The sequence below is a fragment of the Pseudomonas sp. NBRC 111138 genome, from assembly GCF_001320835.1.
Lineage (GTDB): Bacteria > Pseudomonadota > Gammaproteobacteria > Pseudomonadales > Pseudomonadaceae > Aquipseudomonas > Aquipseudomonas paracarnis.
Genome location: NZ_BCBO01000003.1, coordinates 40,184 through 64,668 on the forward strand (window position 1 = coordinate 40,184; position 24,485 = coordinate 64,668).

Annotated in this window: 23 protein-coding genes; 8 read left to right on the forward strand and 15 right to left on the reverse strand. The window is 56.8% G+C overall.

Annotated elements, in window-relative coordinates:
• Positions 1-5 precede the first annotated feature (5 nt).
• The 9 genes from APH41_RS00810 to mnmG all read right to left on the reverse strand — a co-directional run bounded on the left by APH41_RS00810 (position 6) and on the right by mnmG (position 7,146).
• Positions 6-542 (reverse strand): F0F1 ATP synthase subunit delta, encoded by a 537-nt coding sequence (locus APH41_RS00810; RefSeq protein ID WP_003195833.1) that lies wholly within the window; start codon positions 540-542, stop codon positions 6-8.
• A gap of 12 nt (positions 543-554) precedes the next feature.
• Positions 555-1,025: a F0F1 ATP synthase subunit B gene (locus APH41_RS00815; RefSeq protein WP_003195835.1), complete on the reverse strand. Its 471-nt coding sequence runs from the start codon at positions 1,023-1,025 to the stop codon at positions 555-557.
• 56 nt (positions 1,026-1,081) lie between these two features.
• Positions 1,082-1,339 (reverse strand): F0F1 ATP synthase subunit C, encoded by a 258-nt coding sequence (gene atpE / locus APH41_RS00820; protein WP_002555987.1) that lies wholly within the window; start codon positions 1,337-1,339, stop codon positions 1,082-1,084.
• 133 nt (positions 1,340-1,472) lie between these two features.
• Positions 1,473-2,342 (reverse strand): F0F1 ATP synthase subunit A, encoded by an 870-nt coding sequence (atpB, locus tag APH41_RS00825; RefSeq protein ID WP_003195886.1) that lies wholly within the window; start codon positions 2,340-2,342, stop codon positions 1,473-1,475.
• Between the two features lie 16 nt (positions 2,343-2,358).
• On the reverse strand, positions 2,359-2,766 hold the full coding sequence (locus APH41_RS00830; RefSeq protein WP_010565865.1) for a F0F1 ATP synthase subunit I: 408 nt from the start codon (positions 2,764-2,766) through the stop codon (positions 2,359-2,361).
• A gap of 148 nt (positions 2,767-2,914) precedes the next feature.
• Positions 2,915-3,787: a ParB/RepB/Spo0J family partition protein gene (locus APH41_RS00835; protein WP_003195890.1), complete on the reverse strand. Its 873-nt coding sequence runs from the start codon at positions 3,785-3,787 to the stop codon at positions 2,915-2,917.
• A gap of 9 nt (positions 3,788-3,796) precedes the next feature.
• Positions 3,797-4,594 carry a ParA family protein gene (locus tag APH41_RS00840; RefSeq protein ID WP_054898307.1) on the reverse strand — a complete coding sequence of 266 codons (798 nt, stop codon included), beginning with the start codon at positions 4,592-4,594 and terminating at the stop codon, positions 3,797-3,799.
• A gap of 18 nt (positions 4,595-4,612) precedes the next feature.
• Positions 4,613-5,257 (reverse strand): 16S rRNA (guanine(527)-N(7))-methyltransferase RsmG, encoded by a 645-nt coding sequence (gene rsmG, locus APH41_RS00845; protein WP_003195893.1) that lies wholly within the window; start codon positions 5,255-5,257, stop codon positions 4,613-4,615.
• Entirely contained in the window at positions 5,254-7,146 is a 1,893-nt protein-coding gene (mnmG, locus tag APH41_RS00850; protein WP_054917010.1) for a tRNA uridine-5-carboxymethylaminomethyl(34) synthesis enzyme MnmG, read from the reverse strand. The genes rsmG and mnmG overlap by 4 nt, the downstream gene beginning before the upstream one ends.
• 541 nt (positions 7,147-7,687) lie before the next feature.
• Between mnmG and APH41_RS00855 the strand changes: the two genes are divergently transcribed.
• From APH41_RS00855 to APH41_RS00865, 3 genes are all read left to right on the forward strand, one after another.
• Complete coding sequence (locus tag APH41_RS00855) at positions 7,688-8,194, forward strand: sigma-70 family RNA polymerase sigma factor (RefSeq protein ID WP_054898308.1); 507 nt, start codon at positions 7,688-7,690, stop codon at positions 8,192-8,194.
• On the forward strand, positions 8,194-9,138 hold the full coding sequence (locus APH41_RS00860; protein ID WP_054898309.1) for a FecR domain-containing protein: 945 nt from the start codon (positions 8,194-8,196) through the stop codon (positions 9,136-9,138). Before APH41_RS00855 ends, APH41_RS00860 begins: the two co-directional genes overlap by 1 nt.
• Before the next feature lie 135 nt (positions 9,139-9,273).
• Entirely contained in the window at positions 9,274-11,664 is a 2,391-nt protein-coding gene (locus tag APH41_RS00865; RefSeq protein WP_371262602.1) for a TonB-dependent siderophore receptor, read from the forward strand.
• Positions 11,665-11,682: 18 nt separating this feature from the next.
• Here APH41_RS00865 and mnmE read toward each other — a convergent pair whose 3' ends face one another.
• The 5 genes from mnmE to rpmH all read right to left on the reverse strand — a co-directional run bounded on the left by mnmE (position 11,683) and on the right by rpmH (position 15,612).
• A complete protein-coding gene (mnmE, locus tag APH41_RS00870) occupies positions 11,683-13,053 on the reverse strand; it encodes a tRNA uridine-5-carboxymethylaminomethyl(34) synthesis GTPase MnmE (RefSeq protein ID WP_054917006.1) in 1,371 nt (456 codons plus the stop codon).
• Between the two features lie 80 nt (positions 13,054-13,133).
• Positions 13,134-14,816 (reverse strand): membrane protein insertase YidC, encoded by a 1,683-nt coding sequence (gene yidC / locus APH41_RS00875; protein ID WP_054898311.1) that lies wholly within the window; start codon positions 14,814-14,816, stop codon positions 13,134-13,136.
• Positions 14,817-14,818: 2 nt separating this feature from the next.
• Positions 14,819-15,064, reverse strand: coding sequence for a membrane protein insertion efficiency factor YidD (gene yidD, locus APH41_RS27725; protein WP_019816912.1), 246 nt, complete (start codon positions 15,062-15,064; stop codon positions 14,819-14,821).
• A complete protein-coding gene (gene rnpA, locus APH41_RS27730; RefSeq protein WP_020302575.1) occupies positions 15,057-15,464 on the reverse strand; it encodes a ribonuclease P protein component in 408 nt (135 codons plus the stop codon). Before rnpA ends, yidD begins: the two co-directional genes overlap by 8 nt.
• Before the next feature lie 13 nt (positions 15,465-15,477).
• Positions 15,478-15,612, reverse strand: coding sequence for a 50S ribosomal protein L34 (rpmH, locus tag APH41_RS27735; protein ID WP_003213577.1), 135 nt, complete (start codon positions 15,610-15,612; stop codon positions 15,478-15,480).
• A 585-nt stretch (positions 15,613-16,197) separates the two neighbouring features.
• Here rpmH and dnaA point away from each other — a divergent pair.
• The 4 genes from dnaA to gyrB are packed head-to-tail and all read left to right on the forward strand — an operon-like array spanning position 16,198 to position 22,403.
• Positions 16,198-17,715: a chromosomal replication initiator protein DnaA gene (gene dnaA / locus APH41_RS00885; RefSeq protein WP_032894380.1), complete on the forward strand. Its 1,518-nt coding sequence runs from the start codon at positions 16,198-16,200 to the stop codon at positions 17,713-17,715.
• 38 nt (positions 17,716-17,753) lie between these two features.
• Positions 17,754-18,857 (forward strand): DNA polymerase III subunit beta, encoded by a 1,104-nt coding sequence (dnaN, locus tag APH41_RS00890; protein ID WP_003187250.1) that lies wholly within the window; start codon positions 17,754-17,756, stop codon positions 18,855-18,857.
• A gap of 20 nt (positions 18,858-18,877) precedes the next feature.
• Positions 18,878-19,981: a DNA replication/repair protein RecF gene (gene recF, locus APH41_RS00895; RefSeq protein WP_054917007.1), complete on the forward strand. Its 1,104-nt coding sequence runs from the start codon at positions 18,878-18,880 to the stop codon at positions 19,979-19,981.
• A gap of 4 nt (positions 19,982-19,985) precedes the next feature.
• Complete coding sequence (gene gyrB, locus APH41_RS00900) at positions 19,986-22,403, forward strand: DNA topoisomerase (ATP-hydrolyzing) subunit B (RefSeq protein WP_003187253.1); 2,418 nt, start codon at positions 19,986-19,988, stop codon at positions 22,401-22,403.
• 104 nt (positions 22,404-22,507) lie between these two features.
• On the opposite strand, the gene APH41_RS00905 is transcribed toward gyrB, so the two are convergent.
• Positions 22,508-23,230 (reverse strand): response regulator transcription factor, encoded by a 723-nt coding sequence (locus tag APH41_RS00905; protein ID WP_054917009.1) that lies wholly within the window; start codon positions 23,228-23,230, stop codon positions 22,508-22,510.
• A 409-nt stretch (positions 23,231-23,639) separates the two neighbouring features.
• Here APH41_RS00905 and APH41_RS00910 point away from each other — a divergent pair.
• On the forward strand, positions 23,640-24,485 hold an 846-nt coding region (locus APH41_RS00910), incomplete at its 3' end, for a CHASE2 domain-containing protein (RefSeq protein ID WP_156359015.1).

Genomic DNA, 24,485 nt, shown 5'->3' on the forward strand with positions numbered 1-24,485 from the left:
CAAACTCAAGATTTCAATGCTTCGGCAAGTTTCGCGATTTTGCCGCGAATCGAGCCATCGATAACCAGGTCGCCGGCACGGATAACAACACCACCAATAAGCGATGCGTCCTCCGAAGCTTGCAGGCGCACTTCCCGATTGAGTCGTGCACTGAGAACCTTGGCGAGTTTGTCTTGCTGTTCTTGGTTCAATGCGAAAGCACTGGTCACTTCAACGTCTACCGATTTCTCTGCTTCGGCCTTGTACAGGTCGAACAGAGCGGCGATCTCCGGCAATAGCGGGAGACGGTCGTTTTCGGCAATGACGTGGATGAAGTTCTGCACCTTCACATCAAACTTGTCGCCGCACACTTCAATAAAAGTGGCGGCCTTGTCTGCGCTCGTCAGGCGCGGGGCCTTGAGCACGCGCTGCATGGTGTCGTCTTGCGACACTGCTGCAGCCAGGCCGAGCATGGCTGACCAAGAGGCCAGCTGCTGGTGGGCCTGGGCGTGCTCGAAGGCTGCCTTAGCGTAAGGTCGGGCCAACGTGGTCAGTTCTGCCATGATCGCCCTCGCTTAAATTTCAGCAGCCAGTTTGTTAACCAGCTCCGCGTGCGCGTTTTGATCGATTGTGGCACCGAGGATCTTCTCAGCACCGCCAACGGCCAGAGCACCCAGTTGGGCACGCAGCGCGTCTTTGACACCGTTCAGTTCCTGTTCGATCTCGGCATGAGCCGAAGCCTTCACACGGTCAGCTTCGACGCGGGCTTTTTCAACAGCCTCTTCGACGATCTGGTTACCGCGTTTCTTGGCTTGCTCAATGATCTCGGCTGCCTGTGCTTTAGCTTCGCGCAGTTGCTGACCCACTTTCTCGTGGGCCAACTCCAGGTCGCGAGCTGCACGGCTGGCAGCGTCCAAACCATCCGCGATCTTCTTCTGACGTTCGTGCAAAGCCGCGATGACCGGAGGCCACACGAACTTCATGCAAAACACTACAAAAATGAAGAACGCAACGGATTGGCCAATCAGGGTTGCATTAATGTTCACGCCAACACCTCGCTCATTCGTTGTCCATCACCCCAATCACTCGAAAAGTCGAGTGATTAGCCAGCGAGTTGACCAACGAAGGGGTTCGCGAAGGTGAAGAACAGTGCGATACCAACGCCGATCATGGTCACGGCGTCGAGCAGGCCGGCGACGATGAACATTTTAACTTGCAGCATTGGGACCATTTCTGGCTGACGCGCTGCGCCTTCCAGGAATTTGCCGCCCAGCAGGCCGAAACCAATGGCAGTACCCAGGGCGCCCAGGCCGATCAACAGTGCAACAGCGATAGCGGTTAGACCAACTACAGTTTCCATCTTTCCTCCCGACTTTTACGTCGTATGGTTTAGGTTTTTTAGATTTTAAAGCGGTAAAACAAATCGTTTCATAGCCCTGTTGGGCCACCTTCCCGTTTGACCGGGAAGGACATCAGACTAGTCGAGACTGGTCTTAATGGTTCTCTTCGTGCGCCATCGACAGGTAGACGATGGTCAGCATCATGAAGATGAAGGCCTGCAGGGTAATGATCAGGATGTGGAACACAGCCCACGCCCACTGCAGAACTACGCCCAGGCCGCTAAGCCAGAGCAGACCGCTGCCGAACATCACAGCGATCAGAATGAACACCAGCTCGCCGGCATACATGTTGCCGAACAGTCGCAGAGCCAGGGAAATCGGCTTGGCGATCAGGGTGACGAATTCCAGCAGGAAGTTCACCGGGATCAGCAGGGCTTGAACGAAGATGTTCTTGCTGCCGAACGGGTGCAGGGTCAGTTCGCCGATGAAGCCGCCGATGCCCTTGACCTTGATGCTGTAGAAAATGATCAGCGCGAATACCGACAGAGCCATGCCCAGTGTGGCGTTCGGGTCAGTGGTGGATACGGCGCGGAATGGAATGTGCGGGTCGCCGGAGATCGCCATGGCCAACTGAGGAATCCAGTCCACCGGAATCAGGTCGACGGCGTTCATCAGGAACACCCAGACGAAGATGGTCAGTGCCAGCGGTGCAATCACCGGGCTACGGCCATGGAAGCTGTCTTTCACGCTGCCATCGACGAATTCGACCAATACTTCAACGAAGTTCTGCAAAGCACCTGGCTGACCGGAAGTCGCCTTCTTTGCCGCCATGCGGAAAATCAGAACGAAGATCAGGCCCAATGCGACCGACCAACCCAGAGTATCCAGGTGGAAAGCCCAGAAACCCATTTCTTTGGCTTCTGCTGCGGTGTGGGCAAAGCCCCAGCCGCCATTAGGAAGCTGACCGAAGGTCAGGTTCTGCAAGTGGTGCTGGATATAGCCCGAAGCGGTTGTTTCTGCCATGGTTGCCTCAAACGCCCTAAGGTTTCGAAAGTCTTGTTTTCATTAGCAGGGGAGCGAACCAGCTGACCAGTTGGGTCAACACGAAGACGCCGAATACAGCCAGCGGCGCCAATGGCTTCACACCTGCAAAGGTCAGTGCAAACAGCACTGCCGTCAAAATCAGTTTCCCCGCCTCGCCGGCATAAAAAGACCGGACGATAGCCTGGGCTGCTCGGGCGCCGGAAAACCGAAAGGCCCTGTGAGCAAAATACATATTGGGCAGCAAGGCTATCAGGCCTCCGCAGAGTCCTGAATACCCGGCTACGACTCCATGCCAATACCAAAGCGCCAATGCGGCGATCAGCAAAATGACAAATTGAGCCAGTAGAACCGGAAAAACAGCCAAGCGATGGAACGGCAACGTGTTTGGCGTGCGGGTTTCCATCACTCTTGCTCCTCAATGGTCGGCTGCCGGAAATCAATAACTTGGCATAATTTGTGCCGACAAAATGCGCGCAGAGTATAGGGGCGGTTCAGCCCCTATTCAACTGTCGGGTAGTGATTTCCGATCACGCGCTACATAAGCAAATGTTTCAGCGGATGTGGGCAAGGACGCCTTGAAGCTCGTCAAGGGAGTTATATCCGATGACCAATTGCCCTTTGCCCTTCTTGCCGTGACGAATTTGCACCGCAGAGCCCAGGCGCTCGGCCAGGCGCTGCTCGAGTCGCGCGATATCCGGATCAGGTTTGGCGGTTTCGACCGGTGCAGGTTTGCCGCTGAGCCACTGGCGCACCAGCGCTTCAGTCTGACGCACGGTCAGGCCTCGTGCGACAACGTGTCGCGCCCCTTCAACCTGTTGATTTTCCGGCAAACCGAGCAACGCACGGGCATGGCCCATTTCCAGGTCGCCGTGGGACAACATGGTCTTGATCACTTCCGGCAGCGCGATCAAACGCAACAAGTTGGACACGGTGACGCGGGACTTGCCCACTGCCTCGGCCACTTGTTGCTGGGTGAGCTGGAATTCCTGCTGCAAACGCTGCAACGCAATCGCTTCTTCGATCGGGTTGAGGTCTTCACGCTGGATATTCTCGATCAACGCCATGGCGATCGCGGTTTCATCCGGCACATCGCGCACCATCGCCGGGATGGTTTCCTTGCCGGCCTGCTGGCTGGCACGCCAGCGGCGCTCCCCGGCGATGATCTCAAAGCGGCCACCGCCAATGGGGCGCACCACGATGGGCTGCATCACGCCCTGGGCCTTGATCGAGTTGGACAGTTCTTCCAGGGCCTGGGGGTCCATGTCCCGACGTGGCTGGTATTTGCCCCGCTGGATCAGGTCCAGCGGCAAGTGCTGCAGCTCGCGCTCGTCGGCCTGCACCGCTTGTTCTTCAAGCGATGTGACGGTCGGACCACTCAACAGTGCATCCAGTCCACGTCCGAGACCTCGTTTCTTGACGGCCATGGGGATTCCTTAATTTGGCTGGGCTGCAGCGGTGCGTGAATTACGGCGTTGGCGGCGAACCATCTCGCCAGCCAATGCCAGGTAGGCAATGGCACCACGCGAGGATTTGTCGTACGCCAGCGCGGGCATGCCATAGCTTGGCGCTTCGGCCAGGCGGATGTTGCGTGGAATCACGGTGTCGTACAACTGATCGCCAAAGTGTTCCTTGAGCTGCGCCGACACATCGTTCATCAGGCTCAGGCGCGGGTCATACATCGTACGCAGCAGGCCTTCGACTTTCAGGTTCGGGTTGAGCAACTCGGCAATTCGCTTGATGTTATCCACAAGGTCGCTCAAGCCTTCGAGAGCGAAGTACTCGCACTGCATGGGGATAATTACCCCATCGGCGGCAACCAGCGCGTTAAGCGTGAGCATCGACAGCGACGGTGGACAGTCGATCAAAATGTAATCGTAGTTTTCGCGAATGGGCGCCAGGGCGCTGCGCAGACGGCTTTCTTTCATCTGCATTTCCAGCAGCACCACTTCCGCCGCGGTCAGATCGCGGTTGGCCGGCAGCAGTTGGTAACCGCCGTGCTCGGAATAGTGCATGGCCTGGGCCAGGTCGCATTCGCCAATCAGCAAATCGTAGACCGAGTTTTCCAGGCCGTGTTTATCCACACCGCTACCCATGGTGGCGTTGCCCTGTGGATCGAGATCGATCAACAGCACCCGACGCTTGGTCGCGACCAGGGATGCTGCGAGGTTGATACAGGTGGTGGTTTTACCCACGCCACCTTTCTGGTTCGCTATCGCGAATACCTTAGCCATTCTTGCTTGTGTTCCCAATCATGCCGTGCGGCGCAGTATCAGCAGATGGCGTTGGCCTTGGCAACCAGGTACGGCCAAGGCGTGTTCGCTATCGAGGTGGAAGTCTGCCGGCAATGCTAACAGCTCGTCGCTTGGATGAACGCCCTTCATTGCCAACCAGCGGGTATCACGGTCGCCCAGGTGGCGTGTCCAGTTGCTGAAGTTCTCCATGCTGCTGAACGCCCGAGACACGATCCCGTTGAAAGGCAGTTCAGGCGTGAATGCTTCGACACGACTGTGGATAACTTGCAGGTTATCCAGCTTGAGTTCGAGTTTGACCTGGGTCAGGAAGCGGGTTTTCTTGCCGTTGCTGTCCAGGCAGGTCACGTGGGACTCGGGAAACAGGATCGCCAACGGGATGCCAGGCATGCCGCCGCCGCTGCCCACATCGAGCCAACGGCCATTTTCGATAAACGGCATCACGCTGAGGCTGTCGAGCAAATGCCGCGACACCATCTCGTCTGGGTCACGCACTGCTGTCAGGTTGTAAGCCTTGTTCCATTTGATCAACAGGGCCAGGTAGCCCAGCAGTAGCTCATGCTGGGCTTCGGTCAGGGCTACGCCCAACTGACGCGCTCCTGTGGATAACTCTTCGGCGTGTTGCGAGGTGACCAACGAACTCAAGCGCTTTGCTCCAACTGACGGCCCGCGCCGCGTTTTTTCAAATGAATCATCAACAGCGAGATGGCTGCCGGAGTGACGCCAGGGATACGTGAAGCCTGCCCGAGGGTTTCCGGCCGAGTTATCCCCAACTTGCTTTGAATTTCCTTCGACAACCCGGAAATCCCGCTGTAGTCGATATCCACAGGCAGTTTGGTGTCTTCACTGGCTCGCAGCCGGGCGATCTCGTCCTGCTGGCGATCAATGTAGCCTGCGTATTTGGTCTTGATTTCAACCTGTTCAGCAACCTGTGGGTCTTCTGCGCCCTGGCCAGTCACTTCGACCAGACCAGCGTAGTCGATTTCCGGGCGGGAAAGCAGGTTGAGCAAGTTGTACTCATGGGTCAACGGCGTGCCGAATTTTTCTGCAATGGCGTCGCCTTGCTCCGTGCCCGGGCGAACCCAGGTACTTTTCAGACGCTGTTCTTCGAGCGCAATGCTTTCGCGTTTTTTGCAGAAGGCCGCCCAGCGGGCGTCATCGACCAGGCCCAGCTCGCGACCTTTTTCGGTCAAGCGCAGGTCGGCGTTGTCTTCGCGCAGGATCAGACGGTATTCCGCCCGAGATGTGAACATCCGGTACGGTTCCTGGGTACCCAGGGTAATCAGGTCGTCGACCAATACGCCGATGTAGGCTTCATCGCGACGCGGGCACCAGCTGTCTTTGCCTTGTGCACGCAATGCTGCGTTGGTCCCGGCCAGCAAACCTTGGGCCCCGGCTTCTTCATAACCGGTAGTGCCGTTGATTTGGCCGGCGAAGAACAGGCCGCCGATCACTTTGGTTTCCAGGCTGTATTTCAGGTCGCGCGGGTCGAAGTAGTCGTACTCGATGGCGTAGCCCGGACGCACGATGTGCGCGTTTTCCATACCGCGAATCGACTGCACGATCTGGATTTGCACATCGAACGGCAGCGAAGTGGAAATTCCGTTGGGGTACAGCTCGTGGGTGGTCAAGCCTTCGGGTTCCATAAAGACCTGGTGGCTTTCCTTGTCGGCAAAGCGGTGGATCTTGTCTTCGATCGACGGGCAATAACGCGGGCCAATGCCTTCGATCACCCCGGAATACATCGGCGAACGATCAAGGTTCGCGGCAATGATTTCGTGGGTTCGGGCGTTGGTGTGGGTAATCCAGCAGCTGACCTGTTTCGGGTGCTGTTCTTTGGAACCCATGAACGACATGACCGGGATCGGCGTGTCGCCGGCTTGCTCGGTCATCATCGAGAAATCCACAGAACGCCCATCAATGCGTGGCGGGGTTCCGGTTTTCAAACGGCCGACGCGCAGCGGTAGTTCACGCAGACGTTTTGCCAAGGCAATCGACGGCGGGTCACCGGCACGACCACCGGAATAATTTTGCATACCGATGTGGATAAGTCCGCCGAGGAACGTGCCCGTGGTCAGTACGACCGAATCTGCATGAAAACGCAGACCCATTTGCGTAACGACACCGCGTACCTGGTCCTGCTCGACGATCAAGTCATCGGCGGCCTGCTGAAATATCCACAGGTTCGGCTGGTTTTCCAGGGTTTCGCGTACCGCTGCCTTGTACAGGATGCGGTCGGCCTGAGCCCGGGTAGCACGTACGGCCGGGCCTTTGCGGCTGTTGAGCACGCGAAATTGAATACCACCCTTGTCGGTGGCCATCGCCATTACCCCGCCAAGGGCATCGATTTCCTTGACCAGATGGCTTTTGCCAATCCCGCCAATTGCGGGGTTGCAACTCATGGCACCGAGGGTTTCCACGTTATGCGTCAGCAACAGGGTTTTTACGCCCATGCGTGCTGACGCCAGTGCTGCCTCGGTACCGGCATGACCGCCGCCGATGACGATCACTTCAAAACGGGAAGGGAAATCCACCACGCACCTCGTGCCTGCTTATGTAGGTAATCAGGAATTGTTTGTTGAAAGGGTTCTACAGCTTTGGCGGCAAGTATAGGGACTTCGCCCTTCCTAAAGAACCCTTTGCACAAAATTTAACCAGCTGTGGATGAATCACAGACAATAGAAATTAAAAGAGAGAAATTTATTAAATCTTTGTTTTTATGTTTATTTATACTGAGCAACATTTCTGTGGATAGATCTCTGCAGGCCTTTATTTTCAATGTGTACAGCGATTCAAAACGTTGTGGTCATCTGCCGATGAGGCCCTTGGATAAGTGCTTTAAGCCTGTGGATTAAACGACTGGTTATCCACAGGTGGGTTTTTACTCAGGTTTCAGGCCCTGTTATCAACTGGGCACAACCGCGGTTATTCACAGGGCTTAATCCACAGAAACGGCCGATTTCGTCCATGGCAAAGCTGGGAATTAATCCCGGGTGGGACAAAAACAGATCTATTGTGGGAAAACACTGGGCCAGTTAATAATAGCGATTATCATTAACCTACCTTGTCGCGCCTATGCCTTCCTCCTCACATACCGCAGCGGTCCAGCACATCTATGAACAGCACCATTCGTGGTTGCGCGGATGGCTCAAGGGAAAATTGCATAACGCCAGCGATGCAGCCGATGTGGCCCACGATACGTTCGTGCGCATGCTCGGTGGATGTCACGCAGCGCAGATCCGTGAACCACGGGACTATCTGACGACCATCGCCAGGGGTCTGGTGATTGACCGCTATCGGCGGCACGCCATCGAGCAGGCCTACAGGCAAACCCTGGCAGAGCGTCCCGAAACCACAGCTATCAGTGAAGAAGACAAGGCAATCATCATCGAAACCCTAGTGGCTGTGGATAAAGCGCTGTCTGGCCTGGGTGAGCGGGCACGGCGAATTTTCGTGCTCGCACAGATTGAAGGGCTGACTTATCAAAAGATCGCCGATCAACTGCAGGTATCGCTGACCACGGTGAAGAAACACATGATCCGCGCCCTCACCGAATGCTCCCTGATCATGGCCAGCCGGTAATGGTCAGCCCCGACCGCAAGACGTTCGAGGCCGCTGCCAGTTGGTACGTGCAATTTCAGTCGCAACCACCGACGCCCGCACAACATCAAGCCTGGCAGCAGTGGCTTAATCGTGACCCATCCCACCAGGCGGCTTGGAACCAGATGGAGCAGTTGCAGCGCAGCCTTGGAGCCCTGTCCCCTGACCTCACACGCCGCGCGTTGTCCACCACGCAACAGCGGCGCCAGGTCCTCAAGTGGATGCTGGTGCTCGGCGGCAGTGGCTATCTGGGGTGGAACGTCCAGCAACATACGTCGCTGGGCAACATATGGGCTGATTACCGCACGTCGGTGGGCCAGAGGCGACGCATCGAGCTGGCGGATGGCACGCAGATCAATCTCAATACTCATACCGCTATCGATGTGGCATTTGATGGGCGACAACGTTTGATCCGTCTGCGCGAGGGTGAAGTGCTTATCCACACCGGCACACGGGGTGGGCACTTACCGTTTTATGTCGAAACTCGCCAAGGCCGGGTCCAGGCGCTGGGCACTCGGTTTACTGTGCGCCAACTGCCGGACGCCACGCGGGTTGGTGTCTTGGAAGAACGGGTTGAGATATCCCCCGGCGACCAACCCGAACTTCGCCGCACTATTGGCGCGGGTGAGAGCGCAGAGTTTGATCGGCGCAATGTGCGCGCTGCCCAGCGATATGGCGGAGTACAGGCCGCCTGGGTCGATGGCCAACTGATCGTGCTCGATGCTCGGCTGGAAGAAGTTATCGATGAGTTGGCGCGCTATCGGCCGGGCGTATTGCACTGCGACCCAGCCTCTGCAGGCCTACGCGTTTCCGGGACCTTCCGTCTGGACTCAACCGATGCCGTCCTCACTAACCTGCAAGCGAGCCTGCCGATTCAAGTGAAATACTTTACGCGCTATTGGGTGTCGGTCACCCGAATCGGCTGATCGAAAAAATAATCCACAGAGGGTTATCTTTTTTTGACCTGGTGCGGCCCTACAGGTAATCACGACGCTACCTTCAGGGCTTACTCACCTATGCGCCTTCCCACCCCGCTCCGCAAACGACTTTCCTGCCACAGCATGACCTACGGTCTGCAGTTCATCACCGCTACCACCGGTGTGTTGTTAGCCACCGCCGTCACGGCCGCCAGCGCAACGCAATACTATGCAATTGCCGCTGGCCCGCTGGACAATGCGTTGAGCCAGTTTGCTGCCAGGGCCAATGTGATTCTGTCCTTCTCCCCCCAGCAAACCGCGCGTTTGAATACGCCGGGGCTGCAAGGTGACTATTCGGTGGACCAGGGCTTTGCGCTGCTGCTGCAGAACTCGGACCTGCAGGCGGTCGCACAAGCTCCCGGCAGCTATGTATTACAGGCGGCCCCTGCTGGCCGACTCACGTTGGCACCCACCACTGTGAGCACTTATCAACAGGGCGGCTTCAATCAAGAGATCGCCGGGGATGTAGGCTACAAGGCGCAGAACAGCCGGATCGGCACGAAGACCAGCACACCGCTGTCCGAGACTCCGCGTTCGGTGTCCGTTGTCACTGGCCAGCGTATCAAGGACCAGAAATCTCAAACCCTGACAGACGTGTTGGGCTACGTACCGGGAATCTTCGCCCCACCGTTCGCTGCGGGCGACGGCTTGGCAGGCGATCTGTTTTTCATTCGCGGTTTCAATGCCACGGATTACGGCTACGGCCTGCTGCGAGATGGCCTGCGAGTTCAAGGCAATCGATACGACACCACCAGCGAACCCTACGGCCTGGAACGGGTCGAGATTTTCCGCGGCCCGTCTTCCCTGCTCTACGGTGAAAACGCACCCGGTGGTTTGGTTAATCTGGTGAGTAAACACCCGACTGCAACCCCGCAAGGCGAGGTGCAGGTGAATTATGGTTCGAATAATCGACGCCAGTTGGGTGTGGATATCTCGGGCCCGCTCAACGACAGTGACAATATTCTGGGCCGGGTGGTGATGCTGGGGCGTAAATCCGACACACAGACCGATCACGTCCCGGACGATCGTCTATATATCGCGCCATCCCTGACCCTGAACTTCGACGACTACAACACCCTGACGCTGCTGGCCAACTACCAGAAAGACCATACCAACCTGGAACTTGGCCTACCCGCCGCCGGTACGCTGCTTACAAATCCCAACGGGAAGCTGTCCAAACACACCCTACTGGGCAATCCGGACTGGAACACATTTGAACGCGAAGCGTGGAGCACCAGCTATGAGTTCAGCCACAGCTTCAATGATGACTGGCAGTTCCGTCAGAACTCGCGCTATATGCAGTCACGCATCAACCGGCACGAAACCTGGCCTGGATCATTGAATAACGGTGGCTTCGGCACCCGGCTGAACATGAACGCCTATGACCGCTACAACAAATCGATGGTCTATTCCCTGGATAACCAGCTCGAAGGCAAGTTCCAGTTGGGCAGTGTGGAAAACACAGTGCTATTGGGCGCCAGCTATGACCGAACCTCGTTCAATCAAGACTGGGATGCGGGTTTCGCCGGCACCATCGATGTGTATAACCCGGTGTACCTGCGCGACCCGCTCACTCCCCTGGCAGTGCAAAACACTTTGCTTGAACAGCAGATGAAAGGGGTTTATGCACAGATCCAAAGCAAATACGACCATTGGCTCTTTCTGCTCGGAGGCCGCCAGGATTGGGTCGACAGCAATTACCGAGACAAGGTCAAGCCATCGAGCAATATCAACTCACAGGATCGTAAATTCACTTACCAGGGCGGGGTGATGTACCAGTTCGACAACGGCCTTACGCCGTATGTCAGCTATTCCACCGCGTTTGTCCCCGTGCAGCAGATCTCCAACGCAGGCTCGCCGTTGAAACCGATCACCAGCAGCCAATATGAAGTGGGCGTTAAGTACGAACCGATCGGCTGGGATACGGCGATGACCGTGTCGGTGTATGACCTGCGCAAGCAGGACGATACCTACCTCGATGCCACCACCAACAGCTATCGCCAAGTCGGTGAAAGTCGCGCCAAGGGCGTGGAAGTCGAGGTCAACAGCAACATCAGCTCCAACTTCAACGTGACGGCGGCCTATACCTACACTGACGCCCGGATAACCAAGGATTCGGCCACTTCGCTGGTAGAAGGCCGTCAGATGACAGGCGTGCCGCGTAACCAGGCTTCGGTGTGGGGCAAATATCGCTTTCTCGACGGCCAACTCAAGGGTTTCTCCCTGGGCGGCGGGGTGCGCTATTTCGACAGTACCTTTTCCTACACCCCGCCTACGCTCTACGGGAAGCTGGACGCAGGAAGCGTCACCTTGGTGGATGCGGCACTGGGTTATCAGATCAACCCACACTGGTCGGTGGACCTGAACGCCAAGAACCTGTTCGACAAGGAATATGTATCCGGTTGCAACGATGCGGGGCGTTGCTATTGGGGTGACAGCCGTACCTTGCTCGGTACGGTGTCTTACAACTGGTAGACGAGGTGGATAACTCGGCTATTTGCCAATGCAAAAGCTGGAGAAAATCCGCCCCAGCAAATCATCCGAGCTGAAAGCTCCGGTGATTTCACCCAGCAGCTGCTGCGCCTGACGCAAATCTTCAGCCAGCAGCTCCCCAGCCCCCGCCAAGGTCAGCTGGGCCCGCCCGTGCTCCAGGGCCGCGCTGGCATGACGCAGCGCTTCCAGGTGCCTGCGCCGCGCACTGAAGCTGCTTTCCGAGGTCTGTTCGTAGCCCATGCATGCTTTAAGGTGCTCGCGCAGCAATTCCAGACCCTCGCCGGCCGATTTCGCGCTCAAGCTGATAGTGACGTGGCCATCTTCACTGGTTTCCAGGGCGATGGCTTCACCCGTAAGGTCGGCCTTGTTACGAATCAAGGTGACTTTGGCCGGGTCTGGCCGTTGTTCAAGAAATTCCGGCCACAAGGCAAAAGGATCCACAGCTTCAGGTGCAGTGGCATCCACCACCAGCAACACACGATCGGCTTCGCTGATCGCCTTGAGCGCACGTTCCACGCCGATCTTTTCCACCTCGTCGTCGGTATCGCGCAGACCTGCGGTGTCGACCACGTGCAGCGGCATACCGTCGATGTGGATATGTTCACGCAAGATATCCCGGGTAGTGCCGGCGATCTCGGTGACGATGGCCGCCTCGCGCCCTGCCAGAGCATTGAGTAGGCTGGATTTGCCGGCATTGGGCCGGCCGGCAATCACCACCGTCATACCATCGCGCAGCAAGGCGCCCTGCCCGGCTTCGCGCAGCACTGTGGATAACTCATCGCGGACTTTATCCAGCATCGCCAATACATGGCCATCCGCCAGGAAGTCTATTTCTTCTTCCGGAAAATCAATCGCGGCTTCGACGTAGATGCGCAGGCTGATCAGTTGCTCGGTCAAGTTATGCACACGCAGGGAAAAAGCCCCCTGCAATGAACGCAATGCGTTACGTGCAGCCTGTGCAGAACTGGCTTCGATCAAATCGGCGATGGCTTCGGCCTGGGCCAGGTCGAGCTTATCGTTCAAGAATGCGCGTTCGCTGAATTCCCCTGGTCTGGCCAGGCGGCAACCCAATTGCAAGCAGCGCTGCAGCAGCATGTCCAACACCACAGGACCACCGTGCCCTTGTAGTTCAAGGACATCCTCACCGGTGAACGAGTTTGGCCCTGGAAAATAGATGGCCAGCCCCTCGTCCAATACGCTGTGGTCGGCATCCAGGAACTGGCCGTAATGGGCATAACGAGGTTTCAGCTCCCGGCCGCTGATAGCCTTGGCTGCCACGCCCGCCAATGGCCCGGAAATTCGAACGATGCCGACGCCGCCCCGACCTTGAGCGGTAGCGACAGCAGCGATGGTTTCACGAGGAGCGCTCATCAGCAGGTTTCCAGAACAAAAGTGACGGAAAGCAAAACGCCCCACTAGGGGGCGTCTTGAGTGGTTATCCACAGAGTAAATTACGCCTCGGCTTTTTTGGTAGCCGCTTCGATTTTACGTGTGATGTACCACTGTTGAGAGATCGACAACACGTTGTTGACCACCCAGTACAGTACCAAGCCAGCAGGGAACCACAGGAAGAAGAAGGTGAAGATGATTGGCATCATTTTCATTACCTTGGCCTGCATCGGATCCGGCGGGGTTGGGTTCAGACGCTGCTGGATAAACATGGTCGCGCCCATGATGATCGGCAGGATAAAGAACGGGTCTTTGATCGACAGGTCAGTTATCCACAGCATGAACGGCGCCTGGCGCATTTCAACGCTTTCCAGCAATACCCAGTAAAGCGACAGGAACACCGGCATCTGTACCAGAATCGGCAAGCATCCACCCAGCGGGTTGATCTTCTCTTTCTTGTACAACTCCATCATGGCCTGCGACATTTTCTGCCGGTCATCACCATGTTGTTCTTTCAGCGCGGCCAGTTTCGGGGCCACGGCACGCATACGCGCCATCGACTTGTAGCTGGCTGCCGACAGAGGGAAGAAAAGCCCTTTGATCAGCATGGTCAGGAAGATGATCGACCAGCCCCAGTTACCCACGATGCTGTGGATATGTTGCAACAGCCAGAAGATCGGCTGGGCAATGAACCACAGGAAGCCGTAGTCCACAGTCAATTCCAGGCCTGGGGACAACTCTTTCAGTACCGCCTGGCTTTTAGGACCGGCGTACAGGGTAGCGCTGGTTTCAGCCTTGGCACCTGGAGCAACGGTCAACGCCGGGCCAGTGAAGCCAATGATGTAATTGCCCTGGCTGTCCTTGCGGGTTTGAACCAGGTTCGCGTCACCCTTGTTCGGAATCCAGGCGGTCACGAAATAGTGCTGCAGCCACGCTACCCAGCCACCTTGGACGGTTTCTTTCAGCGTGCCCTTGTCGATATCTTTCATCGACACTTTTTTGTACGGCTCGTTACTTGTCCACAGGGCGGCGCCCAGGTAAGTGGCGGTGCCGGTGGCGGTGCTGGAAGACGGATCGGAGCTGGCGTCACGCTTGAGCTGGGCAAACAGGTTGCCACTCCAGGCTTTGTCGCTGGTGTTGTCGATCAGGTAAGTGACCTTCAAATCGTACAAACCGCGGGTAAAGCTGAAACGCTTGATGTAGTTGACACCGTCGAGGCTGAATTTCAGGTCGACGTTCAACTGGTTCTGGCCGTCTGCCAGTTGATAAGTCTTTTGTTCGGTCGAATAAACCGGACGACCGGTAGCACGTGCATCCGGACCATTGGTACCAGTCAGGCCGCTTTGTGCCAGATAAGTACGTTCACCGCCGTTATCGAACAGTTGGAACGGCACATCCGGATGGTCTTGGCGACGTGGATACAGCGGCAGCTTCAGCTGTGCGATATCACCACCCTGTGGGTCGATAGCCAACTCGAGCACATCCGTTTTCACGTGGATGAGGTCTTTGTTGGTGACCACTGGCGTTTCTAACGGGGCACTTGTCTCGCCATTCGCGCTGGGTACATCGGCACTCGCGGACGCATTGTTACCCAGCGGGGTGTCCGGAATAGCCGGCGCAGCCTGATTGGTAGCAACATTCTGAGTCGGCAGGGCAGCCTGACCGTAGTCCTGGTTCCATTTAAGGACCATGACATAGGACACGATTGCCAGGGCGACGATCAGGATTGTGCGTTTAATATCCATGATTACTCGGCCATCGAAGAAGAACGGGAGGTAGGGATAGGTGGAACCGGGTCATAACCACCGGGATTCCACGGATGACAGCGACCTAAACGACGAAAGGTCAGCCAGCCACCGCGCAGAAGACCATGATTTTCTATGGCCTCTAACGCGTAGCAGGAACAACTGGGGTAGAAACGACAGTGACTGGCCATCAGAGGACTAATGGCATAGCGATAAAACTGGATCGGAACGATTGCCAGTTTACGCATCAAGGCTGTCTACCCCTACAGTTTCGGTGCTGACTGCTGGTGCTGGCTTGTGGGTACGCGCCAAACGTTTCCAGAGCTTGCCGAAATGCTGAATCAATTCGGGGTTTTCTACATCACCCAAGCCTTTGCGCGCGACGATAACAATATCCCAACCAACCAGAGTGTCCTGGTGGAGGCGAAACGATTCGCGCATCAGACGCTTGAGGCGATTGCGCTCAACGGAGAGCTTTACGCTCTTCTTGCCGATCACCAACCCGAGACGGGGGTGATCAAGATCGTTGTTACGCGCAAGGAGCAGGAGATTTTTCCCCGGAACCTTGCCGGTGGGGGAGTCAAAGACTGCCTTGAAATGCCGGGGGGTTAGCAGACGCTTTTCCCGACTGAAGTCCTGACTCACCACCAGTACCGGATTATCAAACTGCCAGACGCGCACGACCTTTGGCGCGGCGACGCGACAGGACAGCACGGCCGTTCTTGGTAGCCATGCGAGCACGGAAGCCGTGAGTACGGGCGCGTTTGATGGTGCTTGGTTGGAAAGTACGTTTCATGGCGTTGTTACCTGGTTCGTCCACAACGGGCCGGAATGGCCCCCGTTTTAAGAGACCGGCGATTCTAGAGAAAGCAAGCCTCTAGGTCAATTTCCAACCAGCTTTTCCTTTAATTAGATGTCGACGGGGTCCTGACGCCCTTCTCCCCGCTTGGCTTCCATCCGGCATGCGATAGATATAAAAATAAAGAAGGAAGTTATTTAAAGCTTTTCTGTAAAGCTTATAAAAGCTAGGAGCGCGATCATCTGTGGATAACTGCCTTTAGACCTTGTTCCGCGTGGTGTACAGAGAATGACAACACGGGGGAGAAGCAGTGCTCTGCCTGTGCTGCGCTATCGGATAAGCTGTGTGTGGAACGGGCAGTTATCCACAGGCCAGTTACCCACAGACTTTTGACCCCGCTTGTGCAACGAGCTCAGGTGGGTTTATCCACAGAGCTTATGCACAGACCACTGGTCGCCTTTTTAGCGGTTAAAGCATTGATTTTGGGTGGCCTGTGAGCAACCTACATGTGGATAAGTGGACGGCTGGTCGCTACAATGGCGGCTGTTTTTGCCTCACCGGCTTTCAACTTAGGGGATATCCGTGTCAGTGGAACTTTGGCAGCAGTGCGTGGAGCTTTTGCGCGATGAGCTGCCTGCCCAGCAATTCAACACCTGGATCCGTCCGCTACAGGTCGAAGCCGAAGGCGACGAGTTGCGTGTCTATGCGCCCAATCGTTTTGTCCTCGACTGGGTCAACGAGAAGTACCTGGGCCGCGTTCTCGAATTGCTCGATGAACATGGCAACGGTCTGGCGCCTGCTCTCTCCTTATTAATAGGCAGCAAGCGCAGCTCGGCTCCCCGCGCCGCGCCGAATGCGCCATTGGCCGCCGCTGCGTCGCAAGCCCAGGCCGCAGTGGCGCCTGTCGCCGCAGCACCTGCACCGACAGCTGCGCCGTCCAAGCCGTCCTCGCGCAAAAATGCGCCAGAGAATGAGGAGCCGTCCCGCGACAGCTTCGACCCGATGGCTGGTGCCAGCTCCCAACAGGCGCCTGTGCGCTCCGAGCAACGTACTGTGCAGGTAGAAGGCGCGCTCAAGCACACCAGTTACCTGAACCGCACCTTTACCTTCGAGAACTTTGTCGAAGGCAAGTCCAACCAACTGGCCCGAGCGGCCGCCTGGCAGGTCGCCGATAATCCCAAGCATGGTTACAACCCGCTCTTCCTTTATGGCGGCGTGGGCTTGGGTAAGACGCACTTGATGCACGCCGTCGGTAACCACCTATTAAAGAAGAACCCGAATGCCAAGGTGGTTTACCTGCATTCGGAGCGCTTCGTGGCCGACATGGTCAAGGCCTTGCAGCTCAACGCAATCAACGAGTTCAAACGTTTCTACCGCTCCGTTGATGCCCTGTTGATCGATGACATTCAGTTCTTCGCCCGCAAGGAACGTTCCCAAGAGGAGTTCTTCCACACCTTCAACGCCCTGCTCGAAGGTGGCCAGCAGGTCATCTTGACCAGTGACCGTTATCCGAAGGAAATCGAAGGCCTGGAAGAACGTCTGAAGTCGCGTTTCGGCTGGGGCCTGACGGTTGCAGTCGAGCCACCGGAGCTGGAAACCCGTGTTGCCATCCTGATGAAGAAGGCCGACCAGGCTAAAGTCGATCTGCCACACGATGCTGCGTTCTTCATCGCCCAACGCATACGTTCCAACGTGCGTGAGCTGGAAGGCGCGCTCAAGCGGGTCATCGCTCACTCGCACTTCATGGGCCGCGATATCACCATCGAGCTGATTCGCGAGTCCTTGAAAGACTTGTTGGCCTTGCAGGACAAGCTGGTGAGTGTGGATAACATCCAGCGCACCGTGGCCGAGTACTACAAGATCAAGATTTCCGACCTGCTGTCCAAGCGCCGTTCGCGCTCGGTCGCACGTCCACGCCAGGTTGCCATGGCCCTCTCCAAGGAGTTGACCAACCACAGCCTGCCGGAAATCGGTGATGTGTTCGGCGGACGCGACCACACCACGGTCTTGCATGCATGCCGCAAGATCAATGAACTTAAGGAATCCGACGCGGATATTCGCGAGGACTACAAGAACCTGCTGCGTACACTGACTACGTGATGACACCAGCGCAGCTTATTAAGGCAAGGGACTAGACCATGCATTTCACCATTCAACGCGAAGCCCTGTTGAAACCCCTGCAACTGGTCGCAGGCGTCGTCGAGCGCCGACAGACCTTGCCGGTGCTTTCCAACGTATTACTGGTGGTCGAGGGGCAGCAGTTGTCCTTGACCGGTACCGACCTGGAAGTCGAACTGGTGGGTCGCGTCCAGCTCGAAGAGCCCGCCGAACCGGGCGAGATCACCGTGCCGGCGCGCAAGCTGATGGATATCTGCAAAAGCCTGCCCAACGATGCGCTGATCGACATCAAGGTGGATGAGCAGAAGTTGGTGGTCAAGGCAGGCCGTAGCCGTTTCACCCTGTCGACCTTGCCGGCCAATGACTTTCCAACCGTAGAAGAAGGCCCGGGCTCGCTGACGTGCAGCCTGGAGCAAAGCAAGCTGCGTCGTTTGATCGAGCGCACCAGCTTCGCTATGGCTCAGCAGGACGTGCGTTACTACCTCAACGGTATGCTGCTGGAAGTATCGGAAGGCATCATCCGCGCCGTGGCCACCGACGGCCACCGTCTGGCAATGTGCTCGATGCGTGCCGATATCGGTCAGCCGGATCGTCACCAGGTGATTGTTCCACGCAAAGGTATCCTTGAACTGGCGCGTTTGCTCACCGAGCCGGACGGCAACGTCAGCATCGTGTTGGGCCAGCACCACATTCGTGCCACCACCGGCGAGTTCACCTTCACCTCCAAGCTGGTCGACGGCAAGTTCCCGGACTACGAGCGTGTGTTGCCTAAAGGTGGCGACAAGCTGGTGGTCGGTGATCGTCAGGCCCTGCGTGAAGCCTTCAGCCGTACTGCGATTCTTTCCAACGAAAAGTACCGTGGTATTCGCCTGCAACTGGCCAACGGCCAACTGAAAATCCAGGCCAACAACCCGGAACAGGAAGAGGCGGAAGAAGAAGTGGGTGTCGACTACAACGGCGCATCGCTGGAAATCGGCTTTAACGTGAGCTACCTGTTGGACGTGCTGGGTGTCATGACCACCGAACAGGTTCGTCTGATCCTGTCGGACTCCAACAGCAGCGCCCTGGTGCAAGAATCTGACAACGACGACTCGGCTTACGTTGTCATGCCGATGCGCCTGTAATCATGCTCAGCAGAAGCTAGATGTCCCTTAGTCGCGTCTCGGTCACCGCGGTGCGCAATCTGCACCCGGTGACCTTCTCCCCTTCCCCCCGCATCAACATCCTCCATGGCGCCAACGGCAGTGGTAAAACCAGCGTGCTGGAAGCCATCCACCTGCTGGGGCTTGCGCGTTCCTTCCGCAGTGCCCGTTTGTTACCCGTGATTCAGTACGAACAATTGGCCTGTACCGTATTTGGCCAAGTGGAACTGGCTGAGGGCGGACATAGCAGCCTGGGGATATCGCGTGATCGCGGTGGCGAATTTCAGATCCGAATCGACGGGCAAAATGCGCGCAGCGCAGCGCAACTGGCCGAGATCCTGCCGTTGCAACTGATCAACCCCGACAGCTTTCGATTGTTGGAGGGGGCCCCGAAAATCCGTCGGCAGTTTCTCGACTGGGGCGTGTTCCACGTGGAACCACGCTTCATGGCCACTTGGCAGCGCCTGCAGAAGGCCCTGCGGCAGCGGAACTCATGGCTGCGGCATGGTACACTTGACGCCGCTTCGCAAGCAGCCTGGGACCGTGAACTGTGCCTGGCCAGCGACGAAATAGATGAATACCGCCGCGCCTATATCAAAGCCTTGAAACCAGTCTTTGAGCAGACCTTGAGCGAGTTATTGGATATCGAGGGGCTGACGCTGAGTTATTACCGGGGTTGGGACAAAGAGCGTGAGCTGAATGCAGTGCTCGCAACGTCCTTGCAACGGGATCAGCAAATCGGACACACCCAGGCCGGCCCCCAGCGCGCTGATTTGCGCCTTAGATTAGGTGCACACAATGCTGCGGATATCTTGTCCCGCGGCCAGCAGAAGTTGGTGGTCTGTGCATTGCGTATCGCGCAGGGCCATTTGGTTAGCCAGGCTCGACGCGGTCAGTGTATTTATTTGGTGGATGACTTGCCGTCTGAGCTCGACGAGCAGCACCGCCGCTCGCTATGCCGCTTGTTGGAAGACTTACGCTGCCAGGTGTTTATCACCTGTGTAGACCACGAATTATTGAGGGAAGGCTGGCAGACGGAAACGCCAGTCGCTTTGTTCCACGTGGAACAAGGCCGTATCACCCAGACCCACGACCATCGGGAGTGAAGGCATGAGCGAAGAAAACACGTACGACTCGACCAGCATTAAAGTGCTGAAAGGTTTGGATGCCGTACGCAAACGTCCCGGTATGTACATTGGCGACACCGATGATGGTAGCGGTCTGCACCACATGGTGTTCGAGGTGGTCGATAACTCCATCGACGAAGCTCTGGCCGGTCACTGCGACGACATCAGCATTATCATCCACCCGGATGAATCCATCACCGTGCGTGACAACGGTCGTGGCATCCCGGTAGACGTGCACAAAGAAGAAGGCGTTTCGGCGGCAGAGGTCATCATGACCGTGCTCCACGCTGGCGGTAAGTTCGACGACAACTCCTACAAAGTATCCGGTGGTTTGCACGGTGTAGGCGTGTCGGTAGTGAACGCTCTGTCCGAAGAACTGATCCTCACTGTCCGCCGTAGCGGCAAGATTTGGGAGCAGACCTACGTCCACGGCGTACCACAGGAACCGATGAAAATCGTCGGTGATAGTGAAACCACCGGTACCCAGATCCACTTCAAGCCATCAGAAGAAACCTTCAAGAACATCCACTTCAGCTGGGACATCCTGGCCAAGCGGATTCGCGAACTGTCCTTCCTTAACTCCGGTGTCGGCATCGTCCTCAAGGATGAGCGCAGCGGCAAGGAAGAGCTGTTCAAGTACGAGGGTGGCCTGCGAGCGTTCGTTGAATACCTGAACACCAACAAGACCGCGGTCAACCAGGTGTTCCACTTCAACATTCAGCGCGAAGACGGCATCGGCGTGGAAATCGCCCTGCAGTGGAACGACAGCTTCAACGAGAACCTGTTGTGCTTCACCAACAACATTCCACAACGCGATGGCGGTACTCACTTGGTGGGTTTCCGTTCCGCGCTGACGCGTAACCTGAACACCTACATCGAAGCGGAAGGCTTGGCGAAGAAACATAAAGTCGCCACCACCGGTGACGATGCCCGTGAAGGCCTGACGGCGATTATCTCGGTCAAGGTACCGGATCCGAAGTTCAGCTCCCAGACCAAAGACAAGCTGGTGTCTTCCGAAGTGAAGACCGCGGTTGAACAGGAAATGGGTAAATACTTCTCCGACTTCCTGTTGGAAAACCCGAACGAAGCCAAGCTGGTCGTCGGCAAGATGATCGATGCTGCCCGCGCTCGTGAAGCCGCGCGTAAGGCCCGTGAGATGACCCGCCGTAAAGGTGCGCTGGATATCGCCGGCCTGCCAGGCAAACTGGCTGACTGCCAAGAGAAAGACCCTGCCCTCTCCGAACTGTATCTGGTGGAAGGTGACTCTGCAGGCGGTTCCGCCAAGCAGGGTCGTAACCGTCGCACCCAGGCCATCCTGCCGTTGAAGGGCAAGATCCTCAACGTTGAGAAGGCCCGCTTTGACAAGATGATTTCTTCCCAGGAAGTCGGCACCTTGATCACGGCATTGGGCTGCGGTATTGGCCGCGATGAGTACAACATCGACAAGCTGCGTTACCACAACATCATCATCATGACCGATGCTGACGTCGACGGTTCGCACATCCGTACCCTGCTGCTGACCTTCTTCTTCCGTCAGTTGCCGGAGCTGATTGAGCGTGGCTATATCTACATCGCCCAGCCGCCGTTGTACAAAGTGAAAAAGGGCAAGCAAGAGCAATACATCAAAGACGACGACGCCATGGAAGAGTACATGACGCAATCGGCCCTTGAAGATGCGAGCCTGCACCTGAATGACGAAGCGCCGGGCATCTCGGGTGAGTCGCTGGAGCGCCTGGTCAATGACTTCCGTATGGTCATGAAGACGCTCAAACGTTTGTCGCGCCTGTACCCTCAGGAGCTGACCGAGCACTTCATCTACCTGCCAGCCGTGAGCCTGGAGCAGTTGGGCGATCACGCCGCCATGCAAGATTGGCTGGCCCAGTACGAAGTACGCCTGCGTACTGTGGAGAAGTCTGGCCTGGTATACAAAGCCAGCCTGCGTGAAGACCGTGAACGTAACGTATGGCTGCCAGAGGTCGAACTGATCTCCCACGGCCTGTCCAACTACGTCACCTTCAACCGCGACTTCTTCGGCAGCAACGACTACAAGACCGTAGTCACCCTCGGTGCTCAACTGAGCACCCTGCTGGACGACGGTGCTTACATTCAGCGTGGCGAACGCAAGAAGCAGGTCAAGGAGTTCAAGGAAGCCTTGGACTGGTTGATGGCGGAAAGCACCAAGCGTCATACCATCCAGCGCTATAAAGGTCTGGGCGAGATGAACCCTGATCAGCTGTGGGAAACCACCATGGACCCTGCTCAACGTCGCATGCTGCGCGTGACTATCGAAGACGCCATTGGCGCAGACCAGATCTTCAACACCCTGATGGGTGATGCGGTCGAGCCTCGTCGTGACTTCATTGAGAGCAATGCCTTGGCGGTGTCTAACCTGGACTTCTGATCAGGCACATCAGCTAAAAACAAAAGGCCAACGCTTAGCGTTGGCCTTTTTTATTGGTCTGCAGACTCGAATTCTTAAATGCTCCACGTGGAACATCGGCGTACTCAATTTTGCGCGGCGGGTGTCACACTCTCCAACCGATACCCGTACCCATAGATCGTCAACAGCTGCCAACCGCGATCAGCTGTCAGCCCTAGCTTGTTACGCAGGCGGTAGATATGCGTGTCCAACGGCCGCGACGACACCATTTCTTCGTGGCTCCAGAACCGCTCATACAGGTACTCGCGAGACAACGGTCGGGCCAGGTTGGCAAATAGACAACTTGCCAAACGGTATTCTCGTTCTGTGAGGTTGATGGGTTTGCCCGCTCGGGTGACGGTCAGTTCGGCATCGTCGAACGTCAGATCGTTAAAGCTCTGCACTTCCTGGGTAGCCGACTTTTGCAAACCGTGGCGCCGCAGCACGGCGCTGACTCGGGCTTTGAGTTCGTTGGGCCGAAACGGCTTGCTGACATAATCATCCGCCCCGCTATTCAACGCCGTTACGATGTCACTCTCGGCATCGCGACTGGTGAGCATGATCACGGCAGGGGGCGATTCCATGTGCTCGCGAGTCCAGCGCAATAACGCGATCCCGGAGATGTCCGGCAGTTGCCAGTCAAGAATCAGCAGGTCAAAGGTTTCCCGGCGTAGCTGGCGCAGCAGGTCTTCACCACGTTCGAAAAAATGCAGCGACCAAGGCTGTTCAGTCGGGCCGGGAATCTGTCGCAGTGTCTGTTCCACCCGTCGCAACTCCGCGGGTTCGTCATCCAGTATTGCGACACGCATGGGTGGGGTCCTTCCTACAAAAAACGAGAGCTTGGATAGGGGCACATGCTGTACAAATGCCGGCCTCTGAATCTGAATAATTATGGGCGGATTTTACGGTGCTCGTATCTCTCGATACGCTGAAAGCGCCGTAAACGCCACCCACTACGTCCTCAAAGAAAGATACCGGCTCCAGTCGGTCAGGAAAAGGGTCGGTGCCGATCGCCTCGCTGGTGCGTAATGCCTGCTTGAATGTGCGGTATCGTTCATTGCGCGGCCGCGGGAACTCCTCCAATGAGACCCAAATAAGCTTCACTGGTTTCAGAACACCGTATGCACTTCATCGCAACCCCATGGAGAGGGATCCTGGGCTTATGAAATCTTTACTCAATGACCATCGACTCCTTGGCACCCTTTTGGCGGTAGCCCTGTGAACCTATGGCGCAAAGCCGAGAAACGCCAACCTACCCAGGCGCAGCTTTTGTTTCATGGGCTGGTTCGTGAATGGCTGTTGATCGGTTTGGTGCTCCTGCCCTTCACCGCGTACTTATCCTTGAGTGCGGGGCTGGCACTCAACAATCCGCTCTATGACAGCCTGCGCCGCCTGACGCCGTTACCGGCAGATCCACGGATCGTTCTGGTGACCATTGATACGCCCAGCCTGGAAGCGTTAGGCCCGTGGCCCTGGCCGCGCAGCGTGCATGCCGAGCTGATTGAACGCCTGAACGCCGCACAGCCAGCGGGCATTTTGTTTGACGTGATCTTCAGTGATCCCGGCGACAATAATGACGACCCACAACTGGCCGATGCCGTCTGCAAAGCCGGCAATGTATTGCTGCCCATCGCCGGGGACAGCAGCGTCAGCCCCAAGGCCCAGGTAACGCCGTTGTCGCCACTGCTCAAGTGCGCCAAGGGCGTAGGGCACATCAACGTCGAAGCGGATAACGACGGAGTGGTGCGCAGCGTGTATCTACGTGAAGGCCCTCCGGGAAGCACACTTCCTCAGTTGGCGTGGCTCGCATTCGCCATGAACGAGCACGCCGAGACGATGCCGGGCCTGCCGCAAGAGCCGACTGGAGGTCACTGGCACCAGGAACATGAAATCCGTGTGCCGTTCACTTCGGAACCAGACCATTTTCCCAGTGTGTCCTACGTCAGCGTATTGCGCGGCGAGGTACCTCCCGAGTCGCTGCGTGGTCGCCTGGTTCTGATCGGCGCCTCAGCCTATGGCATGGCCGATCGTTTCGTGACGCCGCTCTCTTCCACCGTAGGTACT

What these genes read in the sequence shown, in the direction of transcription:
- APH41_RS00865 (WP_371262602.1), top strand. Translation starts at nt 9,274, where the DNA reads ATGACCTACGGTCTGCAGTTCATCACCGCTACCACCGGTGTGTTGTTA.
- APH41_RS00835 (WP_003195890.1), bottom strand. Translation starts at nt 3,787, where the DNA reads ATGGCCGTCAAGAAACGAGGTCTCGGACGTGGACTGGATGCACTGTTG.
- dnaN (WP_003187250.1), top strand. Translation starts at nt 17,754, where the DNA reads ATGCATTTCACCATTCAACGCGAAGCCCTGTTGAAACCCCTGCAACTG.
- APH41_RS00830 (WP_010565865.1), bottom strand. Translation starts at nt 2,766, where the DNA reads ATGGAAACCCGCACGCCAAACACGTTGCCGTTCCATCGCTTGGCTGTT.
- rpmH (WP_003213577.1), bottom strand. Translation starts at nt 15,612, where the DNA reads ATGAAACGTACTTTCCAACCAAGCACCATCAAACGCGCCCGTACTCAC.
- gyrB (WP_003187253.1), top strand. Translation starts at nt 19,986, where the DNA reads ATGAGCGAAGAAAACACGTACGACTCGACCAGCATTAAAGTGCTGAAA.
- atpE (WP_002555987.1), bottom strand. Translation starts at nt 1,339, where the DNA reads ATGGAAACTGTAGTTGGTCTAACCGCTATCGCTGTTGCACTGTTGATC.
- recF (WP_054917007.1), top strand. Translation starts at nt 18,878, where the DNA reads ATGTCCCTTAGTCGCGTCTCGGTCACCGCGGTGCGCAATCTGCACCCG.
- APH41_RS00905 (WP_054917009.1), bottom strand. Translation starts at nt 23,230, where the DNA reads ATGCGTGTCGCAATACTGGATGACGAACCCGCGGAGTTGCGACGGGTG.
- atpB (WP_003195886.1), bottom strand. Translation starts at nt 2,342, where the DNA reads ATGGCAGAAACAACCGCTTCGGGCTATATCCAGCACCACTTGCAGAAC.
- APH41_RS00855 (WP_054898308.1), top strand. Translation starts at nt 7,688, where the DNA reads ATGCCTTCCTCCTCACATACCGCAGCGGTCCAGCACATCTATGAACAG.
- yidD (WP_019816912.1), bottom strand. Translation starts at nt 15,064, where the DNA reads ATGCGTAAACTGGCAATCGTTCCGATCCAGTTTTATCGCTATGCCATT.
- APH41_RS00840 (WP_054898307.1), bottom strand. Translation starts at nt 4,594, where the DNA reads ATGGCTAAGGTATTCGCGATAGCGAACCAGAAAGGTGGCGTGGGTAAA.
- APH41_RS00810 (WP_003195833.1), bottom strand. Translation starts at nt 542, where the DNA reads ATGGCAGAACTGACCACGTTGGCCCGACCTTACGCTAAGGCAGCCTTC.
- mnmE (WP_054917006.1), bottom strand. Translation starts at nt 13,053, where the DNA reads ATGAGCGCTCCTCGTGAAACCATCGCTGCTGTCGCTACCGCTCAAGGT.
- APH41_RS00860 (WP_054898309.1), top strand. Translation starts at nt 8,194, where the DNA reads ATGGTCAGCCCCGACCGCAAGACGTTCGAGGCCGCTGCCAGTTGGTAC.
- yidC (WP_054898311.1), bottom strand. Translation starts at nt 14,816, where the DNA reads ATGGATATTAAACGCACAATCCTGATCGTCGCCCTGGCAATCGTGTCC.